Annotated in this window: 18 protein-coding genes; 8 read left to right on the forward strand and 10 right to left on the reverse strand. The window is 61.6% G+C overall.

Going from position 1 to position 21627, the window contains the following annotated elements; translation table 11 throughout:
- Positions 1-102: 102 nt before the first annotated feature.
- Positions 103-1857, reverse strand: a complete 1755-nt coding sequence (locus AC3RCG_RS21905) for a hypothetical protein (RefSeq protein ID WP_492402002.1) — start codon at positions 1855-1857, stop codon at positions 103-105.
- Between the two features lie 501 nt (positions 1858-2358).
- Between AC3RCG_RS21905 and mutS the strand changes: the two genes are divergently transcribed.
- On the forward strand, positions 2359-5049 hold the full coding sequence (mutS, locus tag AC3RCG_RS21910) for a DNA mismatch repair protein MutS (protein ID WP_492402001.1): 2691 nt from the start codon (positions 2359-2361) through the stop codon (positions 5047-5049).
- On the forward strand, positions 5046-6083 hold the full coding sequence (locus AC3RCG_RS21915; protein ID WP_492402000.1) for a hypothetical protein: 1038 nt from the start codon (positions 5046-5048) through the stop codon (positions 6081-6083). The genes mutS and AC3RCG_RS21915 overlap by 4 nt, the downstream gene beginning before the upstream one ends.
- Before the next feature lie 339 nt (positions 6084-6422).
- Here AC3RCG_RS21915 and AC3RCG_RS21920 read toward each other — a convergent pair whose 3' ends face one another.
- Complete coding sequence (locus AC3RCG_RS21920; protein WP_070221423.1) at positions 6423-6968, reverse strand: FKBP-type peptidyl-prolyl cis-trans isomerase; 546 nt, start codon at positions 6966-6968, stop codon at positions 6423-6425.
- A 93-nt stretch (positions 6969-7061) separates the two neighbouring features.
- Between AC3RCG_RS21920 and AC3RCG_RS21925 the strand changes: the two genes are divergently transcribed.
- Both AC3RCG_RS21925 and AC3RCG_RS21930 read left to right on the forward strand, forming a co-directional pair.
- Positions 7062-8183 carry a cupin domain-containing protein gene (locus AC3RCG_RS21925; protein ID WP_070311005.1) on the forward strand — a complete coding sequence of 374 codons (1122 nt, stop codon included), beginning with the start codon at positions 7062-7064 and terminating at the stop codon, positions 8181-8183.
- A gap of 353 nt (positions 8184-8536) precedes the next feature.
- Positions 8537-8791 (forward strand): hypothetical protein, encoded by a 255-nt coding sequence (locus AC3RCG_RS21930; protein WP_071650198.1) that lies wholly within the window; start codon positions 8537-8539, stop codon positions 8789-8791.
- Between the two features lie 168 nt (positions 8792-8959).
- On the opposite strand, the gene bamC is transcribed toward AC3RCG_RS21930, so the two are convergent.
- The 8 genes from bamC to AC3RCG_RS21970 form a co-directional block, all read right to left on the reverse strand.
- Positions 8960-10153, reverse strand: a complete 1194-nt coding sequence (bamC, locus tag AC3RCG_RS21935) for an NlpB/DapX family lipoprotein (RefSeq protein WP_099408978.1) — start codon at positions 10151-10153, stop codon at positions 8960-8962.
- An 81-nt stretch (positions 10154-10234) separates the two neighbouring features.
- The gene (dapA, locus tag AC3RCG_RS21940) at positions 10235-11113 is read right to left on the reverse strand and encodes a 4-hydroxy-tetrahydrodipicolinate synthase (RefSeq protein ID WP_492401999.1); all 879 of its coding nucleotides are present in this window, start codon (positions 11111-11113) and stop codon (positions 10235-10237) included.
- A gap of 84 nt (positions 11114-11197) precedes the next feature.
- A complete protein-coding gene (locus tag AC3RCG_RS21945; protein WP_070291804.1) occupies positions 11198-11770 on the reverse strand; it encodes a class I SAM-dependent methyltransferase in 573 nt (190 codons plus the stop codon).
- A 42-nt stretch (positions 11771-11812) separates the two neighbouring features.
- The gene (locus AC3RCG_RS21950; protein ID WP_070221427.1) at positions 11813-12490 is read right to left on the reverse strand and encodes a site-2 protease family protein; all 678 of its coding nucleotides are present in this window, start codon (positions 12488-12490) and stop codon (positions 11813-11815) included.
- Between the two features lie 94 nt (positions 12491-12584).
- Positions 12585-13208 carry an L-threonylcarbamoyladenylate synthase gene (locus AC3RCG_RS21955; protein ID WP_070221428.1) on the reverse strand — a complete coding sequence of 208 codons (624 nt, stop codon included), beginning with the start codon at positions 13206-13208 and terminating at the stop codon, positions 12585-12587.
- Positions 13209-13246: 38 nt separating this feature from the next.
- Complete coding sequence (htpX, locus tag AC3RCG_RS21960; RefSeq protein WP_426055581.1) at positions 13247-14131, reverse strand: protease HtpX; 885 nt, start codon at positions 14129-14131, stop codon at positions 13247-13249.
- Between the two features lie 213 nt (positions 14132-14344).
- Positions 14345-15178 carry a 3',5'-nucleoside bisphosphate phosphatase gene (locus tag AC3RCG_RS21965; RefSeq protein WP_070291791.1) on the reverse strand — a complete coding sequence of 278 codons (834 nt, stop codon included), beginning with the start codon at positions 15176-15178 and terminating at the stop codon, positions 14345-14347.
- A 90-nt stretch (positions 15179-15268) separates the two neighbouring features.
- Positions 15269-16144: an alpha/beta fold hydrolase gene (locus AC3RCG_RS21970; protein ID WP_230505710.1), complete on the reverse strand. Its 876-nt coding sequence runs from the start codon at positions 16142-16144 to the stop codon at positions 15269-15271.
- A 207-nt stretch (positions 16145-16351) separates the two neighbouring features.
- Here AC3RCG_RS21970 and AC3RCG_RS21975 point away from each other — a divergent pair, with 207 nt between their 5' ends.
- The 4 genes from AC3RCG_RS21975 to AC3RCG_RS21990 all read left to right on the forward strand — a co-directional run bounded on the left by AC3RCG_RS21975 (position 16352) and on the right by AC3RCG_RS21990 (position 21569).
- Complete coding sequence (locus AC3RCG_RS21975; RefSeq protein WP_070221433.1) at positions 16352-16876, forward strand: gamma carbonic anhydrase family protein; 525 nt, start codon at positions 16352-16354, stop codon at positions 16874-16876.
- Positions 16877-16880: 4 nt separating this feature from the next.
- On the forward strand, positions 16881-17861 hold the full coding sequence (gene hslO, locus AC3RCG_RS21980) for an Hsp33 family molecular chaperone HslO (protein WP_070291788.1): 981 nt from the start codon (positions 16881-16883) through the stop codon (positions 17859-17861).
- A 151-nt stretch (positions 17862-18012) separates the two neighbouring features.
- Positions 18013-20427, forward strand: coding sequence for a TonB-dependent receptor (locus AC3RCG_RS21985; protein WP_492401998.1), 2415 nt, complete (start codon positions 18013-18015; stop codon positions 20425-20427).
- A gap of 23 nt (positions 20428-20450) precedes the next feature.
- Positions 20451-21569 (forward strand): glycerophosphodiester phosphodiesterase, encoded by a 1119-nt coding sequence (locus tag AC3RCG_RS21990; RefSeq protein ID WP_492402069.1) that lies wholly within the window; start codon positions 20451-20453, stop codon positions 21567-21569.
- Positions 21570-21627 lie beyond the last annotated feature (58 nt).

The raw sequence follows: 21627 nt of genomic DNA on the forward strand, positions 1-21627 counted from the left end.
TGCTGTGGCCAAGTGCTGAGCCTGAGCTGGCGGGCTACTTCGCCGCGTCGCGGAAAGGTGTGCGTTGCTGGTATGGTCGGTGAGAAAAGTCTATCCAATCGATTAAGTGTAGGGACGTATGACGCGCAGCGTGGCGTTTCCCCTCATGCGGCACCATAGCGATGCAGATGGCAATGCTAGATCAAATCCATACCTCGCCTGCTCTCGGTCTTGTTTTTCGCGCGGCAGTTGCGCCAGATTGCCACCGGCCATCGTGTAAAAATAGTCCAGAACCTGATTTGGGTCTTCGAGCTTCAGCATAGTGTGATGCCGATGCTCGGGCAGGACGATGGCCACGGCATGCGGCCCGCCTGTCCACATGCTACGCTCTATTGCGCCCCTTTGCAGTAGCCTGCGGAACAGATTCCATTCGTAGATTGCGACACCATCGATCTGATAAGCGCTGAAAGACGGCAGCGTGTGCACAACGACATAATGCGAGTTCGCGAGAATATGCTGGTCGGTCAGCCTGATATCGCCCAGTGCGCCCTTAATCTTTGCAAGCACGTCCTTTTCCGTAAGTCGTTGGCGCAAGGCGACCAGTCGCTTCACGCCTTTCGTCAGCGGCCAATTCTTGCCGCCCCAATAATTCAATTCATCGCCCAGATCAGCCGTACGGCTATTGCGCTTCCACTTCGCCTGGATGAAAAATATCTGCCGCCGCGCCACCTCGAAAATGATCAGGTCGCAGTCGTACATCTTGCCTTTGCCATTTTCGCTCCGCTTGAATCCGGCCCGCACCACATAATCCGCTGGAGAAACGCGTCGCGTGATGTATTCCGTAATTTCCTTTTCAAATTTTTCGCCGAGGTCACGGGCCTGCTCCCCGCTCAGGGCGGCGGATTTGCAGCAATGGACCGCGTGTCCGAGCCCCGTTTTTCCCAGGCTCAGACAGCCGCCAGCGTGCACGTAAATGCCGCGATTAGATGGAATAGCAGCGGCGCGATCAGCCAGCACGAGGTTCAGCAGGTCTCGATCAAGTTCAAGTCGCTCACATAGAGCATCGTTCGGTATGACGCCCGCTTCGTCGGCGAGTCGGACAATTTCAAGCAGCGCAAACCAACGGCACAGTTCGCGCGCGCCGCTGATCAGTTCCGACGAGGAGGCATCGCGTGCCATATACGCGCCGATAGAGAAGAAACTGTCCAGAAAAGCGTCTTCCAGCGTGTCGAGCAGCTCGGGCCGCAACAGTGTCAGGATGCTGGCGGTGCGGGTCAGGTCGCCATGACGCAGGTGGGTAATAACGTCACGCAGCACCAGCGTCAACGACAGTTGAGACTGCGCCTCCATGGTCGTTGTGATCGTCCGGTTGTACAAGATTTCTCCACCGTGCGGCGTGAAGGAAAACGTCACCAGTTGGCGCGTTACCTGCGCTTCCAATATCCCCATCAGCGTCAGGAAGACCACTTCCTGGAAGCTGAATGCACGCACGGCAACCCGGCTGCTGTCAGCGTCGAGCTTGAACCGCTGGTTTGGCTGCTCGCTGCGCTGATGAACGAAGTCGGCGTGATCGCGGACGAGTTCCTCCAGCAGTTCGACCTGTCGGGCGAGCACCAGTTCCGGAACCAGCGGAAGTTGGTCAGGTCCCAACTGCGCGACCTGCTGAAAGACGCGCTCAGCCTGGTGCACCTGCGACAACAATGTTCCACCTCGCCACGTCGGCATTGAGCCTGCCAGCGCCCGATAAACCTGCGCCAGATGCGGCAACCGGTCAGCCACCAGCGCACAACTTTCGTCGGTAAAGGGCTTTCTAAAAAAACGGGAAAGTGTCTTCCTTTCCGGCTCTTCCAGCATGGCGGCATCGAGATATATCAGCATGGGCAACAGAAAGCGATGGCATCAGGTCGAATAATGATAAACGAGTTTATGATTGTTGCCACCTGTTGCTTTTGAGAGCGGCCCTATGACCAGCGTCTTTCCAGCTGCAATCGCCAGAGCGCAGCATGCCAAGATTGACTGGGCCCACGAATAACGATGGCCACTTCGCGAAATGGAGAGCGGAGCCTCCCCGTCCCGAAACACTCGCTCGATGGTCTACTTGAAGACTTGCTCTGCAAAGGCGGCCACGGCCACGGCCAAAGCAAGCACATCGTCTTGCGAAATGGAAATAGAATTTCATTCTACCCAGGCCGCCCCGACCTCCACGAGCGCGGCTTTTTCACACCCGCACGCAATACCCCGCCCCGCCCGCCGAAAGCGGTAAAATGACGGCCTTGAACCCAAGCTCCGCCCCACTGGCGCGGCCTAGCACACACAACAGCACCACCCACAGCCCGGCAGGCATGCCTTCCCTGCGGCCGGACCAACGACAAAGAACACATGACCACCGTCCCAAAAGAAATCAACGCCGCCGCGGCAAAGAAGAATTCGGCTGAAAAGCTCACGCCCATGATGCAACAATATTTAGGCATCAAGGAAAACCACCCGACGATGTTGGTCTTCTACCGCATGGGCGATTTCTATGAGTTGTTTTTCGAAGATGCGGAAAAAGCGGCGCGCCTGCTGGGCATTACCCTGACGGCGCGCGGCGTGGCCAGCGGCAACCCCATCAAGATGTGCGGCGTGCCGTTTCACTCGCTCGACGGCTATCTGGCCAAGCTGGTCAAGCTGGGCGAGTCGGTGGCCATTTGCGAACAGATCGGCGACCCGGCCACCAGCAAGGGGCCCGTCGAGCGCAAGGTCATGCGCGTGGTCACGCCCGGCACCCTGACGGATGCGGACTTGCTGCCCGAAAAGGCCGAGCGCCCGCTGCTGGCCATGTGCAGCATCACGCAGCGCAAGACAGTGACGACGGGCCTGGCCTGGCTGTCGCTGGCCAGCGGCGCCTTGAAACTGATGGAGTTTTCCGGCGACAGCGCCACCGTGGCGGCGCGCCTGCAGCAGGAATTGGAACGCATCGTGCCCGCTGAAATTCTCAGCGGCGACAACGGCAACCTGTTCGACGACTATGCGGGCACCCACATCAACCGCGTGCCGGACTGGCATTTCGACGTGGTGGGCGGCCACAAGGCCCTGCTCGATCAATTGGGCGTGGCGACCCTGACGGGCTTTGGCGCCGATGGCCTCGGCGCCGCGTTCGGCGCGGCCGGCGCGCTGCTGCGCTATGCGCAATCGACGCAAGGGCGGGGCTTGCAGCACGTGCGCTCCTTGACGACGGAAACGGAAAGCGAATTCATCGGCCTGGACGCGGCCACGCGCCGCAACCTGGAATTGACGGAAACCATCCGCGGGCAGGAATCGCCGACCTTGTTCTCTCTGCTGGATCATTGCCGCACGGCCATGGGTTCGCGCATGCTGCGCCACTGGCTGCACCATGCGCGGCGCGACCAGAACGTGGCGCGCGCGCGCCATGAAGCGATTGCCGCGCTGGCGCAAAGCGAAGCGGCCGGTCCGCTCGCCGCCACGCTGGCGCAAGTACCCGATATCGAACGCATCACCACACGCATCGCCCTGCTGTCGGCGCGTCCGCGCGACCTGGCCGCCCTGCGCGACGGCCTGCTGCAACTGCCGGCCCTGCGCGGCGACGTGGTCCGTTGTTATGGTCCTGGCCAAGGCGGCGAAAGTGGTTTGCTGGCCGCCATCCACGGAGCCCTGGCCACGCCGGCCGCCTGTCTGGACTTGCTGGTGCGCGCCGTGGCGCAGGAACCTGCCGCCATGGTGCGCGACGGCGGCGTGTTCGCCACCGGCTTCGATGCGGAACTCGATGAACTGCGCGCGCTGTCGGAAAACGCGGGCCAGTTCCTGCTCGACCTGGAAACGCGCGAACGCGCGCGCACGGGCATCGCCAACCTGCGCGTCGAATACAACAAGGTGCACGGCTTCTATATCGAAGTCACGCACGGCCAGACGGACAAGGTGCCGGACGACTACCGCCGCCGCCAGACCCTGAAAAACGCCGAGCGCTACATCACGCCGGAACTCAAAGTGTTCGAAGACAAGGCCCTGTCGGCGCAAGACAAGGCCCTCGTGCGCGAAAAGCTGCTGTACGACCTGCTGCTGGCCGACCTGGCGCCGCACATCGGCACCTTGCAGACGATTTCGCAGGGCCTGGCCCAGCTCGACACCCTGAACGCGCTGACGGAACATGCGCAGCAGCACAACTGGGCCGCGCCGCAACTGGTCGACGAGCCGTGCATCAACATCGTCGAAGGCCGCCACCCCGTGGTGGAAAAGCAGATCGAACGCTTCATCGCCAACGATTGCCGCCTCGTCAACGAACGCCGCCTGCTGCTGATTACCGGCCCGAACATGGGCGGTAAATCGACGTTCATGCGCCAGGTGGCATTGATCACCCTGCTGGCCTACGTGGGCAGCTACGTGCCGGCAGCGTCCGCCACCATCGGCCCCATCGACCGCATCTTCACGCGTATCGGCGCCACCGACGACCTGGCCGGCGGACGCTCGACCTTCATGGTGGAAATGACGGAATCGGCAGCGATTTTGAACGGCGCCACCGAGCATTCGCTGGTGCTGATGGATGAAGTGGGCCGCGGCACCTCGACCTTCGACGGCCTGGCCCTGGCCTGGGCCATCGCGCGCCATCTGATCGACAGCAGCCGCAGTTTCACTCTGTTCGCCACGCATTACTTTGAGCTGACGCAATTGCCGGACAGCCATCCGAGCGCAGCCAACGTGCATCTGTCCGCCGTCGAGCACAAGGACAGCATCGTCTTCCTGCACGCCGTGCAAGCCGGTCCCGCTTCGCAAAGCTACGGCTTGCAGGTGGCCCAGCTGGCCGGCGTGCCGCAACCCGTGATCAAGGCGGCGCGCAAGCACCTGGCGCGCCTGGAAGCGCAGGCGCTCGACGCCACGCCGCAGCGCGACCTGTTCGCCGCCCCGGCCGCCGATCCGTATGCGCAGGAAGAAGAAGAGGCAACGGCGCCGCTGGCGGCGCTGAACGCGGCACAGCAAGCCCTGCTCGACGCCATCGCCGACCTCGATCCCGACGCGCTCACGCCGCGCGATGCGCTGGAGCAGCTGTATCAGTTGAAACGGCTGGCCGCCGCATGACGATCCGGCGCGGCACGATCCGCCTGCTGGCCGCCGGCTTGCTGGCCGTCAGCCTGCCATGGCAAGCGGCGCTGGCCGCCCCTGGCGACCAGGCCGGCTTCGAGTTTGCCGTGCTGGGCCATTCCTTCAACGCGGGGCCCGACGATGGCCCCCTGAAAAAAGCCATCGCGGACACCAGCGCTTTCAACGCGTCCTTCGTGGTGGCCACCGGCATCAAGGCCGCCAGCGAATCGTGCAGCGACAAGCTGTACAGCCAACGCAAGGACTTGCTGGACGCCAGCAGTCCGCCGCTGATCGTCTCGCTGTCGGCCAGCGACTGGGCCAACTGCCGCAATTCGCGCGGCCGCATCAACGCCATCGAGCGCCTGAACCGCCTGCGCGACGTGTATTTCGCCGACGACCAGAGCCTGGGCCAGCGCAAGCTGACCCTTTCACGATTGTCATCGACGGCGAAATTCCGCAGCTATGCGGAAAATGCCCACTGGGAGTACGGCGGCGTGCTGTTTGCCACCATCAACCTGCCCGCGAATAACAACCATTTCCTGCCAGAAGCCGGCCGCAACAGCGAATTCGAAGACCGGCTGGTCGCCAACCGTTCCTGGCTGCAGCGCCTGTTCGCCATGGCGCAACGCAAGAAACTCGACGGCATCGTGCTGTTTTCCGATGGCGACATGGGCGTGCTCGATGAAGACGACAATTCGCTGCTGCCCAGCTTTAGTTCTAAACAGGATGGTTTTGCCGGACCGCGCAAGCAGGTGCGCACCCTGGCGAAGAAGTTCAGCGGCAAGGTGTTATTGATCGATACGCAGCGCGAAGCCGAAGCGGACGGCAAGGAAGGCAAAAACAAAAAGGCCGCGGCCAGGACGGACGCGCCAAAAATCAGCTGGAAAGGCAACCTGGGCCACGTCAGCATCGACAACGACTGGTCCGCCATCGCCGTACGGCCCGGCAAGACGCCATTCTTTGAGGTACGTCAACGTGCCACCCGCCCATCGGCGCAAGCGCGCGCCAGGGCGTCGACTGTGCGCCGATAAACGTGCGCCGCAATAGATAAAGGCCGGCACGCAGCCAGCCTTTATCTAACAAACAACAGGCGTTACGACCAACAAACGTCACGACGCCTGACAAAACCGTAGCGAGCGGCAGTGATTTGTGGCCGAGAAGCGCAACCGTACTCTAGTACGGTGAGCATCGCCCGCCGCAAAGCGCGCCGCGCAGCAGGTTTGGTCGGGTGTTACCCACCAGCGTTACGATGCCTGACAAAACCGTCGCGAGCAGCTGCGCGGCGTGGCCGAGAAGCGCAACCGTACTTAAAGTACGGTGAGCATCGCCGGCCGTGCCCCGCTGCGCGCAGTAGGTTTGGTCAGGAGTCCTCAGTGGATCGGGTGGGTGCGAAAGTGATCGCCCTCTTCGCCTTCATCATCTTCATCGCCATGGTCGTGGCCGTGTGCGCCATGCACGTGGCCATGGGCGATTTCTTCTTCGGTGGCTTCGCGCACGTCAGCGACGGTCAGCGAGAAGCGCAGCGCGATGCCGGCCAGTGGATGGTTGCCGTCCAGCACCACTTTGTCGTCGGCGATATCGGTCACGGTGAAGATCATCGCTTCTTCGTCCGGCGAATCGCTTTCCGGCATGCCTTCGAACTGCATGCCCACTTCCAGCGGCTCAGGCAGGCGATTACGTGGCTCGACCTTGACCAGGGCTGGATCGTATTCACCGAAAGCATCATCCGGTTCGATCTGGATCGTGTTGGAATAGCCAACTTCCTTGCCGTCGAGCTCTTCTTCGATCTTCGGCAGGGTGTTTTCATAATCACCGTGCAGGTAGACCATCGGCTGACGGCCGTCTTCGATCAGATTGTCTTGCGCGTCTGACAGTTTGTAGTTGACAGTCACGACCGTATTTTTGGCAATCTTCATTATGCTTCCTTTCATTGTATAAGCTGGCAAATTATACCTTCACGCCGCCAACGGCAGGCGCATTCCTGCATTTCCGGTTGTTATAATGGGCGCATGAAAAAATTAACTCTCCTCGGCGATATCACGCCGGCGCAATTCCTGCGCGACTACTGGCATAAAAAACCCTTATTGATCCGTCAAGCCGTGCCTGGCTTCAAGGCGCTGTTCGATGTCAAGGCCCTGACCGAGCTGGCTGCCCTGGACCACGTGGAATCGCGTCTGGTCAGCCATGCGGATGGACACTGGAACATGCAGCAAGGTCCGCTGACCAGCCTGCCCTCGCTGAAACAGAAGGAATGGACCTTGCTGGTGCAGGGCGCCAACTTGCACAGCGCCAAGGCAGATGCCCTGCTGCGCCAGTTCCGCTTCCTGCCCGACGCGCGCCTGGACGACCTGATGGTCAGCTTCGCCACCGATGGCGGCGGCGTGGGCCCGCATTTCGATTCCTATGACGTGTTCCTGCTGCAAGGCCAGGGCAAGCGCCACTGGCGCATCGGTGCGCAGAAGGACCTGAGCCTCATCGACGGCTTGCCGCTGAAAATCCTCAGCAACTTCACGCCCGACGAAGAATTCACGCTGGAACCGGGCGACATGCTGTATTTGCCGCCCCACTACGCGCACGACGGCGTGGCCATCGGCGACTGCCAGACGTATTCGATCGGTTTCCGCTCGCCATCGTTCCAGGAACTGGGCGAAGCTTTCCTGCAATTCATGGCCGATTCGATCGACTTGCCGGGCATTTACAGCGATCCCGACCTGAAAGCGTCGGGCAAGCCGGCGGAAATCCCCCGTGAAATGCTCAGCACCATCGCGGAAGAAATGAACAAGGTGCGCTTCACGGAAGAAGACGTGACCATTTTCCTGGGCGAACACCTGTCGGAACCGAAGCACAATGTGTTTTTCACGCCGCTGTCCAAGCCGCTGACGGTGGGCCGCTTCGCGGACGCCGCACAGAAAAAGGGTGTCGTGTTGTCGCGCAAGACGCTGATGCTGTATCGTGGCAAGAATGTCTTCATCAATGGCGAATCGTTTGCCATTGGCAAGGCCGACAAAACGGCCCTGGAAACCTTGGCCAACGAACGCGCCCTCGATGGCGCCGCCGTAGCACAGGCGTCCGATGACGTGATGGATGCTTTGTATACCTGGTATCAGGATGGCTGGATCGAACTGGCTTGAATGAGCGTGTCGTAGCAAAGTGGTATTACAGTAGGTAAAATAACAGCTTCTGCGCCAGCGCAATGAAACATATTATTTTTATATCGTTTTGTCGCGCTTTCGCAAATCGCTTACACTTGCTTGCAATTTGCTTCGGCAAATATTGCGATATCACAAAATAGTTGCGAATTTGCCTCTTGCTCCTATTGCGACGCACCAAAAATCGCTATAATATTCGGTTAGGAAGTTTCCGTTGTCTGGCAGGCACCACCTGGTACGAAAAGCCTTCGAAGACGACCTAACGAGCGATAATTACCGGTAATTATTCATCGCAACAATATTGATTTATTTTTTGAAATAATTAAGGAAAACAAATGAAAAAATCCCTGCTGATCGCCTCCCTGATGGTTGTTGCTCTGGCTGCTTGCAGCAAAAAAGAAGAAGCTCCTGCACCAGCACCAGTAGTTGAAACCCCAGCACCAGCACCAGCAGTTGAAGCTGCTCCAGCTGCTGCTGCTGACGCTGCTGCTTCGGCCGCTACCGACGCTGCTGCTGCTGCTTCGAGCGCTGCTTCGGCCGCTTCGGACGCTGCTGCTGCCGCTTCGGCTGCTGCATCGGCTGCTAAGTAATTAGCACCCAGCACTAGAGAAAGCCGGCCTTCGGGCCGGCTTTTTTGCGTCCGGCGTTTTATCCGCAGGATAAAACGCCGGACGCAGGCAATAAAAAGGCTGGCCCGGTTTCCCGGGCCAGCCTTTTTAATGCGCGGCAGGTTCTGATGCCTGCCGCGAATGTAGCGCTTATTTCAACTGGTCGTTCAGCAGACCCAGGATCTTCTCGGCCACTGGCGAGGTATCGGGTTTGCCTTCGTTGCTGAGGACGCTGACCAAGCTGGTCGAGCCAGTGCCGGCCTTGACCAGGACGCGGTAGCGCTGCGCTTCCTTGTCCTTGTCGGACGACGAGCCCCAGCTGAACAGCTTCGAGAAGAAGCCATCTTTCTTGACCGCGTCCGGATCGACGTAACGCACGAAATACGTGCCTTGCGTGCGGTCGCGGTCTTCCACGGTGAAGCCGACGCGGTCCAGCGCCAGGCCGACACGGCGCCAGGCGCGGTCAAAACCTTCATCGACTTCGATGCCGCGCGTCTGGGTGGCGGCGTCGCCCACCAGCTTGGCGTGCTGCGGCTGCACGATGGCGGCATCGACGGCCGTCTTCGCTTGCGCATCGTCGCTGGCCGCGCCCAGGCGCGTCATCAGCTTGGCCAGGAATTGCGCTTCCAGGCCCGGATCGTTCGGGCGAGCGGTCCAGGTGGTGGTTTCCTTGTCGCGGCCGGTGACAACCTCTTCCACGCCGCGGTGGCTGATGTAGATCTCGGTCGAGCCGTCGGCCAGGCGCTCCACGCGGGTACGGAACTTGTCTTTTTCACCGGTCGAGTACAGCGAATCGAAGGCCTTGCCGATGGTGCTGCGGATAAAGTCTTGCGGCACCTTGGCGCGGTTTTCGTTCCACTCGGTTTCCATGATGCCAGCCGTCGGCTGGTCGACGGCAATGGTAAAGCCCGAATCTTCCCAGAATTGCTTGAGCTGCGGCCACAGCACTTCAGGCGACTGCTTGACGACCAGCCAGCGCTGGTTGCCCGCGCGCTCGACCTTCACGCCGCCTGCCGTGACCGGCACCACGCCGACCACGCCGTCGGCGCCCACGACGACCGGGGTACCGGCCGTGGCATTGCGCTGCGCGTTGTAGCCGGACGCCGTGGCCACGCCGTTTTTCGCATCCGGCAAGGAGTAGCGGTTGTCCTGCTGCAATTGCGTCAGGTCAGGCGGCACGTCCAGGGTGCCGGCTTTCTTGACCGACTTGTAGTCGACCTTGTCGCCGCCGACTACCGAACTGATCATGCCGCAGCCCGCGAGGCTGGCTGCGACGGCGCCGATGACGATGCCGCGGACGGCGATGGTGGCAGGCGCCGATTGGTTTTTCTTGCAATTAGTCATGTCGTAACTGGATAAGAAGCTAAGTAGCAGCTGGAATCAGGGAAGGTCCGGACTGGTCAAGTCCGGGCTTGAAGTTCGGCCTTAAGACAGGACGCCGGCGTCGCGCAAGGCATCGCGCACGGTGGCATGGCAATTTTCAGCCAGTCGCACCAGTGGCAAGCGTATGCCGGCAGGCATCAGGCCCATTTCGGCCATCGCCCATTTGACGGGCACCGGGTTGGGCTCGACAAACAATTTCTGGTGCAGAGGGAAAACTTTGTTATTGATGGCAATCGCCGTGGCACGCTCGCCCGCCATGGCCGCGACGCACAGTTCGTGCATGGCACGCGGCGCGACGTTGGCCGTCACGGAAATGTTGCCGTGGCCGCCGCAGAACATCAGCGCCATGGCCGTCGGATCGTCGCCCGAGTACACGGCGAAGTCGGCCGGCACCAGGCGCAGCAGGTCGATGCCGCGGCCGATATTGCCGGTCGCATCTTTGACGCCGACGATATTCGGGATGGCGGACAGGCGCACGATGGTCTCGTTGCTCATGTCGGCAACCGTGCGGCCCGGCACGTTGTACAGGATGACGGGGATATCGACGGCTTCGGCGATAGCCTTGAAGTGCTGGTACATGCCTTCCTGGGTAGGACGGTTGTAGTACGGCACCACTTGCAAGACAGCATCGGCGCCCGCTTCTTTCGCGTAACGCGTCAGTTTGATGGCCTCGGCCGTGGAGTTGCCTCCGGCACCGGCGATGATAGGAATGCGTCCCTTGGCATGTTCGACGGTCAACTGGATCAGTTCGCAGTGTTCCTCCACGCTGACTGTTGCCGATTCGCCCGTTGTGCCAACGATGACGATGCCATCCGTACCCTCGGCGATATGCCAGTCGATCAGCTTGCGCAGACCTGGAAAGTCCAGACTGCCGTCTGCGTGCATCGGGGTGACGATTGCTACAATGCTGCCCTTGATCATAGTAAGTTTATAGCGCCGATAAATAAAACAACGATTGTAGCGGATAGCCCGCGCCTGTGGTGCATTCTGACATAGTATGGCCGCTCAAAACGTCGGCAGCAAGGCTGCCAACCGTGGAAAATCCGGCCGGACGGCACAAATTCGTTGCACCAGAGCAGCTTTTGGCTGTTCGACGCGCCCATCTTCATACGCTACCACACGCAAACCCTGCTGCACCGCCCAGGTCAGCATTTCGCCTTCCTTGAGCAGGAATTTCGGATTCGACGGCTTGCCGAACTGCTCATTACCCTCGGCAAACGTTTCATACAGCAGCACGCCATCGGGCGCCAGGCTGGCAATCATGGCTTCCAGCAACGGCCGGTGCAGATAATTGGTGACGACGATGCCGGCAAAGCGGCCAGGAGCGAAGGGCCACACGGCGCCCGGCGCCTCCAGGTCCACCAGCGAGGTGGTGATACCCGTGCCGGCCGCCTTTTCCAGCATTTCAGGATCATGGTCGAGCGCGAGCACCGGGTGGCCCAGGCTCACCAGGTGGCGCGCATGGCGGCCTGCGCCGCAGGCCAGGTCCAGCACTTCGCCGCCCGGGATCAGGGGTGCCCAGCGGCGCAGCCAGCCGGAAATCGTTTCAGTGTCTACTATTGGTTCAATTGCTTGCATCGGTACTTCCATCAATTATTTACAACCATCCAGTTGCTTGCATCAAGTCAACAGGGCCGTCAGGGGCGTGACCACGGTGACAAAAATGCCTATGACAAATTCGATCGCCGTCAGCAGGGCGCGGTTCAGGATGCCTGTGTACATCAGCAGCACCAGGGCGCCGAACACATACAGGCTGTAGCGCTCGATGCTGGCGTACGGGCGCGCCAGCTGCATCGGCAGCAAGCCCGTCATGATGCGTCCGCCATCGAGCGGCGGCACGGGAATCAGGTTAAAGACGAACATGGCCGCATTGACGCTGACGCCGGCGCCCGCCATCTTGCGGAAAAACATGCCCATTTCCGTCGGCGGCAGCACGCTGAGCACGACAAAGGCGATCATCCAGCCCAGGCCCATGACGAAATTGGCGCCAGGCCCGGCAAACGCCACCCAGGCCATCTGTTTCTTCGGATTGCGCAGGCGGCTGAAATCGACGGGCACCGGCTTGGCATAGCCGAACGGTACCTGGATCGTGAAATACAGTATCAAGGGCAGCAGGATCGTGCCGAAAGGATCGATATGCCGGATCGGATTGAGGCTCAGCCTGCCCTCGTTCGAGGCCGTGGGGTCGCCGAAATAGCGGGCGGCGTAGCCATGCGCCGCCTCATGCAGGGAAATGGCAAACAGCACCGGCACCAGGTACACCGCAACGGTCTGGACTATCGTATTGAAATCGCTCATGACCGCGATTCTACCAGAGGAGTCCCAGGCCCTTTCTTACGTTGTCATTAAGAACAAATGAAGAGCTGCGCCGCAACAGGTGGGCAATGCCCCTCTACAAGCCCAGCACGGCAGGGTCGCCGCGTCCCACGCGCACCACTTCCGGCTCTGGCCCCGTCAGGTCGATCACGGTGCTGGGGCCGTGCGCGCAGACGCCGCCGTCGATGATCAGGTCGACCAGTTTTTCCAGGCGTTCGCGGATGGTGTCGGCATCCGTCAGGCTCTCCTCGTCGCCGGGCAGGGTCAATGTCGCACCCAGCAGCGGCTGGCCCAGCTCTTCCAGCAGGCATTGCACGATGCGGTGCTGCGGCACGCGCAGGCCGATGGTCTTGCGCGAAGGATGGCTGAGGCGGCGCGGCACTTCCTTGGTCGCTTCCAGGATGAAGGTGTAGGCGCCCGGCGTGGCCGCCTTGAGCAGGCGGAACTGGCGGTTGTCGACTCTGGCATACACGCCCAGCTCGCTCAAGTCGCGGCACAGCAAGGTCAGATGGTGCTTTTCATCCACGCCACGGATGCGGCGCAGGCGCTCGACGGCGCCCTTGTCGTCGAGCTGGCACACCAGCGCGTAGCAGGAATCGGTGGGCAAGGCCACGACGCCGCCGGACTGGATGATCTGGGCCGCCTGCTTGATCAGGCGCAATTGCGGATTCTCAGGGTGAATCTGGAAAAATTGACTCATGTGTAAGCGTTCTGGCGAACCAGCTTGTTAAGTTAGCATTATTGTACGCCGCGCAGCGCGGCGATACGTTGTTCGATGGGCGGATGGGTGGCGAACAGCGCGCCCCAGCCGCCATTGCCGCCGCTGATGCCCAGCGCCTGCATCGATTGCGGCAGTTCGCCCGGCGGCACGCCGCCCAGGCGGGCCAGCGCATGCATCATCGGCGTGGGGCTGCCCAGCAGCTTGGCTGAACCGGCATCGGCGCGGAATTCGCGCTGGCGCGAGAACCAGGCGACGATGATGGAAGCGAGCAAGCCGAAGATCACTTCGCACACCATCACGGTCACAAAGTAACCGATGCCGCGCCCGCCGCCTTCGCGGTTGTTATTTTTCAACAGCACATTGTCGACAAAGAAACCCACTACGCGGGCCATGAAGACGACAAAGGTATTCACCACGCCCTGGATCAGGGTCAAGGTGACCATGTCGCCATTGGCAACGTGGGCGATCTCGTGGCCCAGCACGGCCTCGACTTCATCGCGGTTCATGCTTTGCAGCAAACCGGTGGACACGGCCACCAGCGCCGAATTCTTGAAAGCGCCCGTGGCAAACGCATTCGCGTCGCCTTCGTACACGGCCACCTCCGGCATGGCGATGCCGGCCCGCTCGGACAGCGCACGCACGGTATTGACCAGCCACAACTCCGTCGAGGACGTCGGGTTGTCGATCACGCGCGCGCCCGTGCTCCACTTGGCCATGGGCTTGCTGATCAACAGAGAAAAGATGGACCCGGTGAAACCCACCACCAGCGAAAACACCAGCAGGCTGCCCAGGTTCAGCGTACTGCCGCGCGCCGGATTGCCCACGCCCAACAAGCTGAGGACGAGCGACAGCACCAGCATCACGGCCAGGTTGGTTGCGATAAAAAGGACGATACGTTTCATGGGCGATGGCTCCAGATGACTATGTATAACAAGAATAACAAAAAGATATGCACGCAAACGCAGATTTCAAGCAGCGACACGACGGCGCATCGGCAGCCAGGAAAATCGTCGCGAGCGGCAGTGATTTGTGGCCGAGAAGCGCAACCGTACTGGAGTACGGTGAGCATCGCCGGCCGCAAAGCGCGCCGCGCAGCAGATTTGCCTGGCTGTCAGCTAAAACCAGTCGTGCCAGATGGGGGTTACGTTGGCAGGCAACGGCGGCAACATGGCAAAATCCACGCGCGATTCGCCCGGCGCATGGAAATCCGTGCCGCGCGAGGCGAGGAAGCCGTAGGCATTGGCCAGCTGCGCGTATTCCGGATACTGGTCCGGACTGTGGCTGCCCGTGACGACTTCGATGGCCGCGCCGCCGAGCTGCTTGAATTCATCGAACAGCACGCCTTGCGCCATGTCGCTGAAGCGGTAGCGGCCCGGATGGGCGATGACGGCCACGCCGCCCGCCCCGCGTATCCAGCCCACGGCTTCGGCCAGGGTGGCCCAGCGGTGCTCGACATAGCCCGGCTTGCCTTCCGACAGGTATTTCTTGAACACGTCGGGGATATTCGCGCATTTGCCCGTTTCCACGATGTAGCGGGCAAAGTGCGTGCGCGACATCAGATCGGGGTTGCCGACGAATTTCAAGGCCCCTTCATAGGCGTCGGGGATGCCGGCCAGGTCCAGCTGGCGGGCAATCTCGCGGCCGCGCGCGTCGCGCCCCGAACGCGTCTGGTGCAAGCCCTGCACGAGGCCCGGGTTGTTTTCATCGACTTGCAAGCCCACGATGTGCACGGTTTCGCCGGCCCACGTGATCGAGATTTCCACGCCGGCCACGAAACGCATGCCCAGGTCCAGCGCGGCCGCGCGCGCGGCGGCGACGCCCGATACTTCATCGTGGTCCGTCAGCGCCCACACATCGACGCCCGCCTTGCGCGCGTGCGCAGCCACGGCGGCCGGTGACAGCACGCCGTCAGAGATATTCGAATGACAATGCAGGTCGACTTTAAGCATGTGAAAACAATACCCTGCACGGGCTCAGCATGGAAGAAGTTTTCATTGTACGCTGCTTGTCAAATCGCGCTGCGGCGTTCCCGATACACATCAGGTCAAAAATGCTTCCACCAGGCGCGCCAGTGCCGCCGGCTGATCATGATGCAGCATGTGGCCCGCGTCCAGCATCATCTCGCAGCGCACATCCTTGATGCAGGCCAAACGCCGGTCGATCTCGATGCGCGCCTGTTCCTTGGGCCCCATCCATTGCCACATATTCGTCTCAATAGCTTCCACCCACAGCACGGGCGCCGTGATGCGGCGCCAGCAGGCCATCACTTCTTCCACCTGGTACAGGATGGGATTGACGCGCTTGTGCTGCGGGTCGCCCATGATGTCCCACTCCCCCGCCTCGTTCTGCGCCGACCAGTGTTCGGCGAGAAAGGCCGCGCGGTCGTCCGGCAGGCGCGGATTGGTCTTTTGCAGGCGCTCGGCTACGGCCTTTTGCGTGGGATAACTGCGCATGGCGGGCGGCTCGCGCAATTCATCCAGCCACTTGGCGTAGCGGCCCGGCGCCTGCTCCGGTTTTGTTGCCATCATGCCGAAGCCCTCCAGGTTGATGAAGCGGCTGATGCGCTCAGGCCGCACGCCCGCGTACAGGCCAGCCACGTTGGCGCCCATGCTGTGACCGAGCAGGTTAACGGGCGCGTCCGGCGAATAGTGCAGCAGCATGGCGTCCAGGTCGGCCAGGTAGTCGGGGAACCAGTAGGTGTCCGATTGCGTGTAATCGCTCAGGCCAAAGCCGCGCCAGTCGGGCGCGATCACGTGCCAGTCGCCGTGCAACTCGTCGACGACGAACTGGAACGAGGCGGCCACGTCCATCCAGCCGTGCACCATGAACAGGATGGGCGCGCCTTCGCGGCCCCAGTGGCGCACATGCGTGCGGGCGCCGCGGATGTTGATGAATTCGGAACGGGAAAGTTTCATGGGTTTCATCTGATTGCCTGCCTTGAAAGTGGCGCAGATGGCGCCACATGCTGTGTCTGTAGATAGGATGGACATAAAAGTACGACCGTTCGATAATTATACCGGATTGACGGTCGGCGCTCGGACTTGTCCTGCAACAGCGTAAAATAGCGCAAAACTTTCGCGTCCGGCCGCGCCCGGCGCTTCCACCACCGCCACAGGCTGACGATGACACTCTACCAATTGGGCGACTATGCGCCGCAGATTGATGCTTCCGCTTTTGTTGCCGACACGGCCAACGTGATCGGCAAGGTGACCCTGGAAGCGAATACCTCCGTATGGTTCGGCGCCACGATTCGCGGCGACAACGAACGCATCACCGTGGGCGCCAACAGCAATGTGCAGGAAGGCGCCGTGCTGCACACGGACCCGGGCTACCCGCTGGACATCGGCCGGAACGTGACCATTGGCCACCAGGCAATGTTGCATGGCTGCACGATCGGCGATGGCGCCCTGATCGGCATCCAGGCCGTGATCCTGAATGGCGCGAAGATCGGCAAAAACTGCCTGGTCGGCGCGGGCGCGCTGGTCACGGAAGGCAAGGAATTTCCCGACAATATGCTGATCATCGGCTCACCGGCGAAAGCCGTGCGGGCCCTGACGGCAGACGATATCACCAGGCTACAAGGCAACGCCGTGAACTATGTGCAGCGCGGCCAGCTATTTAATACGCAACTCAAGAAGATTGGATAAGAGAATGACGACTGAAACCACGGGCGCCGTCAGCGCAGCCGCCACCGGCCAGGATACCCTGCAAAAATTTATTTTCGACAATGCCGCCGTGCGCGGCCAGTTCATCGACGTATCGACCACCTGGCAGGAAGTGGTGTCGCGCCACGCCTACCCCACGGCCGTGAAAAAAGTGCTGGGCGAAATGGTGGCCGCCGCCGCCCTGCTGTCGGCCAACCTGAAATTCAACGGCTCCATCATCATGCAAATCCACGGTGACGGTCCCGTGCGCCTGATGGTGGTCGAATGCGATTCCGACCTTCGCCTGCGCGCCACGGCCAAGCTGGACCCGGACGCCGCCATTCCCGACGTGGCCACCGTGCCGCAATTGCTCAACGCCACGGGCAAGGGCCGCTTCATCATCACCCTGGACCCGGCCGACAAGGTGCCTGGCCAGCAACCGTACCAGGGCATCGTGCCGCTGGACGGCGACGACATGGCCACCGTGATCGAAAACTACATGTTGCGTTCGGAACAGCTCGACACGCGTCTGTGGCTGGCCACGGACGACACCGTCTCGCGCGGCCTGCTGCTGCAAAAACTGCCGCACCATGGCGGCAAGGCCGAGGCGACGCCCGTCTCGGAAGAAGACGCGCTCGACACGTGGAACCGCGCCGTGATGCTGGCATCGACCCTGAAAGAGGCGGAAATCCTGTCGACGGACATCGATACCCTGATGCAGCGCTTGTTCTGGGAAGAAACGATCCGCGTGTTCGATCCGCTGCACCCGAGCTTCCATTGCAGCTGCACGCGCGAAAAAGTGGGCAATATGCTCAAAATGCTGGGCGAGGAAGAAGTCAACAGCACCCTGGAAGAAGTGGGGCAAGTGGGAGTGAACTGCGATTTCTGCGGCCAGCATTACGAATTCGACAAGGTCGATTGCGCGCAGCTGTTCATCACGGATGCGCCGGCCGAGGTCTTGATTCCGCCAGCCGCCAGCATCAACTAAGCATTACAGTTTCGCCATGAATCTGCCGCGCCGCCCTTGAGGCGGCGCAATCGTTTCCACTGTCATCGTTCCGTCATCAGTTCGTCATCAGCCCGTCACGCGCCGCCGTTACGCTGCGCAGCTTGTATTACTTCCCACTTTCCACAGGCTGATGATGACCACCCACTTGACGCTGGCCCTGCGCCGCCATTCCTTCCACGTTTTGCTGGGCGCGTGCGCCGCGGGCTTGAGCTTGCCGGCCCTGGCGCAAACGGCCGTGGCCGCCGCCGTGGCATCCGCCACGACCGACATGGCAGCCGCTGCCGCCCCGGCTGCCGACGACAACGCCCCGATGGCCACCGTGGAGATTTCCTCGCGCAAGACGCGCTCCTCGGTTGCCCTGAGCAAGAATGAAATCCAGAAAATCCTGCCCGGCACGAATCCCCTCAAAGCCCTGCAAACCTTGCCAGGCGTCAGCTTCCAGACGGCCGATCCTTGGGGCAACAACGAGCAGAACCTGTCGCTGTTCGTGCATGGCTTTTCCGGCCAGCAACTCGGTTACACCATGGATGGCGTGCCGCTGGGCGACCAGCAGTACGGCAACTACAACGGCCTGTCGCCGCAGCGCGCCGTCATCAGCGAAAACGTGCGCAGCGTCGTGCTGTCCTCGGGTGCGGGCGACCTGGCGACGGCCTCGACCAGCAACCTGGGCGGCACCATCGAGACGTATTCCAGCGATCCGCTGGCCACGCAAGGCGCCAGCCTGCAGCAGACGGTGGGCAGCCACCGCACCTCGCGCACATTTGCCCGCTACGACACGGGCGTTTTCGGCGACGGCAGCAGCGCCTATTTTTCCATCCTGCACCACGAAGCGCGCGCCTGGGATTTCGATGCGTGCCAGGGCGGCGACCAGTTCAATGCCAAATACGTCAACCGCAGCGAGGCGGGCAAGCTGACCCTGTTCTTCAATTACTCGGACAAGATCGAGCCGAACGAAGACAGCACCGTGCACGTGGCGGGCGAAACGAGCGCACCGTACACGCGCCCCTTCCTGTACCCCGACTTCAAGGCGGCCCTGAACTACCTGTCGCCCACGGGCGCGACGCCTGCCGCGGACGGCAACAATTACCGCAATTACTACAGCGATGCGCAGCGCACCGATTACCTGGCCTACGCCAAGTTCGACGCAAACTTGTCAGATGGCATGACCTGGTCCAACCAGGTGTATTACCACAAGGATGACGGCGCCGGCGTGGTGGCCGGCCCCATCGGCGTGGCCGGCTTGCCGGGCCTGTTCAGCGTGTACTACCCGAAACAGAACCTGAAACAAGTGTTCGGCAACTCGGGCTACGCCGTGCGCACCACGGAATACGACATCAAGCGCGGCGGCTTCATTTCCACCGTGCGCAAGGAAATTGGCGAGCATCAGCTGGAAGCGGGCCTGTGGCTGGAACAGAACCGCTCGTCCGCCTACCGCCGCTGGTATGCGCTGGACGTCAACAACCCCACCTCGCCGTATGACCGCCCCAGCAATCCTTTGATCACGCAGTACGGCAGCGAGATCGACAACAAGGTGGTCCAGCTGCACCTGCAGGATGAATGGCGCATCCGCCCCGATATCGCCCTGCAGGCCGGTTTCAAGTCCAGCCTGCAGTTTGCCGACGGTCAATTCCCCGTGCAGCCGGCGCTGGGCGCCATCGCGGGCGGCTCGACGGCCTTGCCGGTCGGCACCATCAACACGAAAAAATGGTTCTTGCCGCAAGTGGGCGCGCGCTGGGACTTCACGCCGCAAGACCAGCTGTACTTCAACATCCAGAAAAACATGCGCCAGTTCGTCACCTATGGCGGCGGCGGCGCCTCGCCGTGGAGCTTGTCGAGTCAGGCCGCGTTTGATCTGTTCAAGCGCGACGCCAAGCCGGAAACGGCCCTCACCTATGAAGTGGGCGTGCGCGGCAGCCATCCTTTGAGCCTGGGCGCCATCACGGCCATCGATGGTCAGGTCAACGTCTACCACGTCGATTTCAGCAACCGCTTGCTGCAGATCAGCCCCACGCCCGTGATTTCGTCCATCATCGGCGGCAATCCCGTGCTGGCCAACGTGGGCAGCGTGCGCACGGACGGCATCGATATCGCAGGTACTATCCACTTCGGCAACAATTTTTCGTTCTACAATGCCCTGTCGTACAACCGCTCGCAGTACGCGGACAATTACAACAATGGCGCCGCGCTGGTCTTGACCGCCGGCAAGAACGTGCCCGGCTCGCCGGAATGGCTGAACAAGTTCGTGGCTTCGGCCACGTTTGGCGATATCGAAGTGCAACTGACGGGAGACTATGTGGGCAAGCGCTACGCGACGTACACCAACGATTTGTCGGTCCCCAGCTATTTCCTGATGGGCCTGGGAGTGTCGGGCAAGCTGCCGGCCATGGCCGGCTGGCTGAAAAACCCGCGCTGGCGCGTGAACGTCAGCAACCTGGCCAACCGCGAAGGATCGCTGAACGTGGTCGTGGGCGCGGCCGACAAGACGTACAACACCTTCCCCATCGCCCCGCGCCAGGGCTTCCTGACCTTGACGGCGGACTTCTGATGCGCGCGCCGCATCTCGCCCCTGTGCTGCCGCAACGGCACTTTTCGCGCCGCAACTTCGTCCAGGCGGCCGTGGGCGGCCTGGCCCTGGCGGCAGCACCGGGCTTTGCCGCCGGCCTGCTGGCCACGCCCCCGAGCCGCCCGCTCGTGTTCGCCCACCGGGGCGCCAGCGCCCTGCGCCCCGAGCATACCCTGGCGTCGTACGCCAAGGCCATCCTCGACGGTGCCGACTACGTCGAGCCGGACCTGGTGGCCACGCGCGACGGCATCCTCGTGGCGCGCCACGAAAGCAACCTGATCGACACCACCGACGTGGCGCGCCGGCCCGAGTTTGCCAGCCGGCGCGGCAAGAAGATGGTCGACGGCGAATGGCACGAAGGCTGGTTCGTTGACGACTTCACCCTGGCGGAACTGAAAACCCTGCGCGCCATCGAACGCTTGCCGAAAGTCCGCACCGGCAACACCTTGTACGATGGACAATTCCAGATCCCCACGTGGGAAGAAATCATCGATTTTGTTGCAGCGCAATCTACCGCCAGCGGCCGCGTCATCGGCCTCGTGCCGGAGCTGAAAAGCTCGACCTACTTCCGCGATGCGGGCCTGGCGCTGGAAGACCGTTTCCTGTCGACCATGCTGGCGCACGAATACACGCGCCGCGCGCCGATCGAAATCCAGTCCTTCGAAGTGGCGAATTTAAAGTACCTGCGCGAGAAGCTGGGACGGCGCGCCAACGTGCGCCTGATGCAGCTGGTGGTGGGCGGCGACGTGCGTCCGATGGATGTCGTCAAGGCGGGCGGAAAGCTGACGTTCGGGCAGATGACCACGCCGGCCGGCCTGCGCGACATCGCCGCCTACGCGGACGTGGTGGCGCCGCCAACGCGAGCAATCATCCCGCTGGACGCCGACCAGCGCCTGGCAAAACCCTCGTCCATCGTCGACGATGCGCACCAGGCGGGCTTGCTGCTGCACACGTGGACCTTCCGCCCGGAAAACCGTTTCCTGGCGGCCGACTTCCGCGATGGCAATGGCGAGAATGCGCGCAACGAAGCCGGTTCCGTGGCGGAGATGCGGCGTTACATCGAGACGGGACTGGACGGCTTTTTCAGCGACGATCCCGGTCTGGGACGCATCGCCGCCGGATAAACATTTGGTAACAAATTCTTTTTCAGGGCGTGGCTGGCGGCTACGCCCTTATTATTCG

It is taken from the genome of Janthinobacterium sp. GW823-FHT01H08, assembly GCF_058797855.1.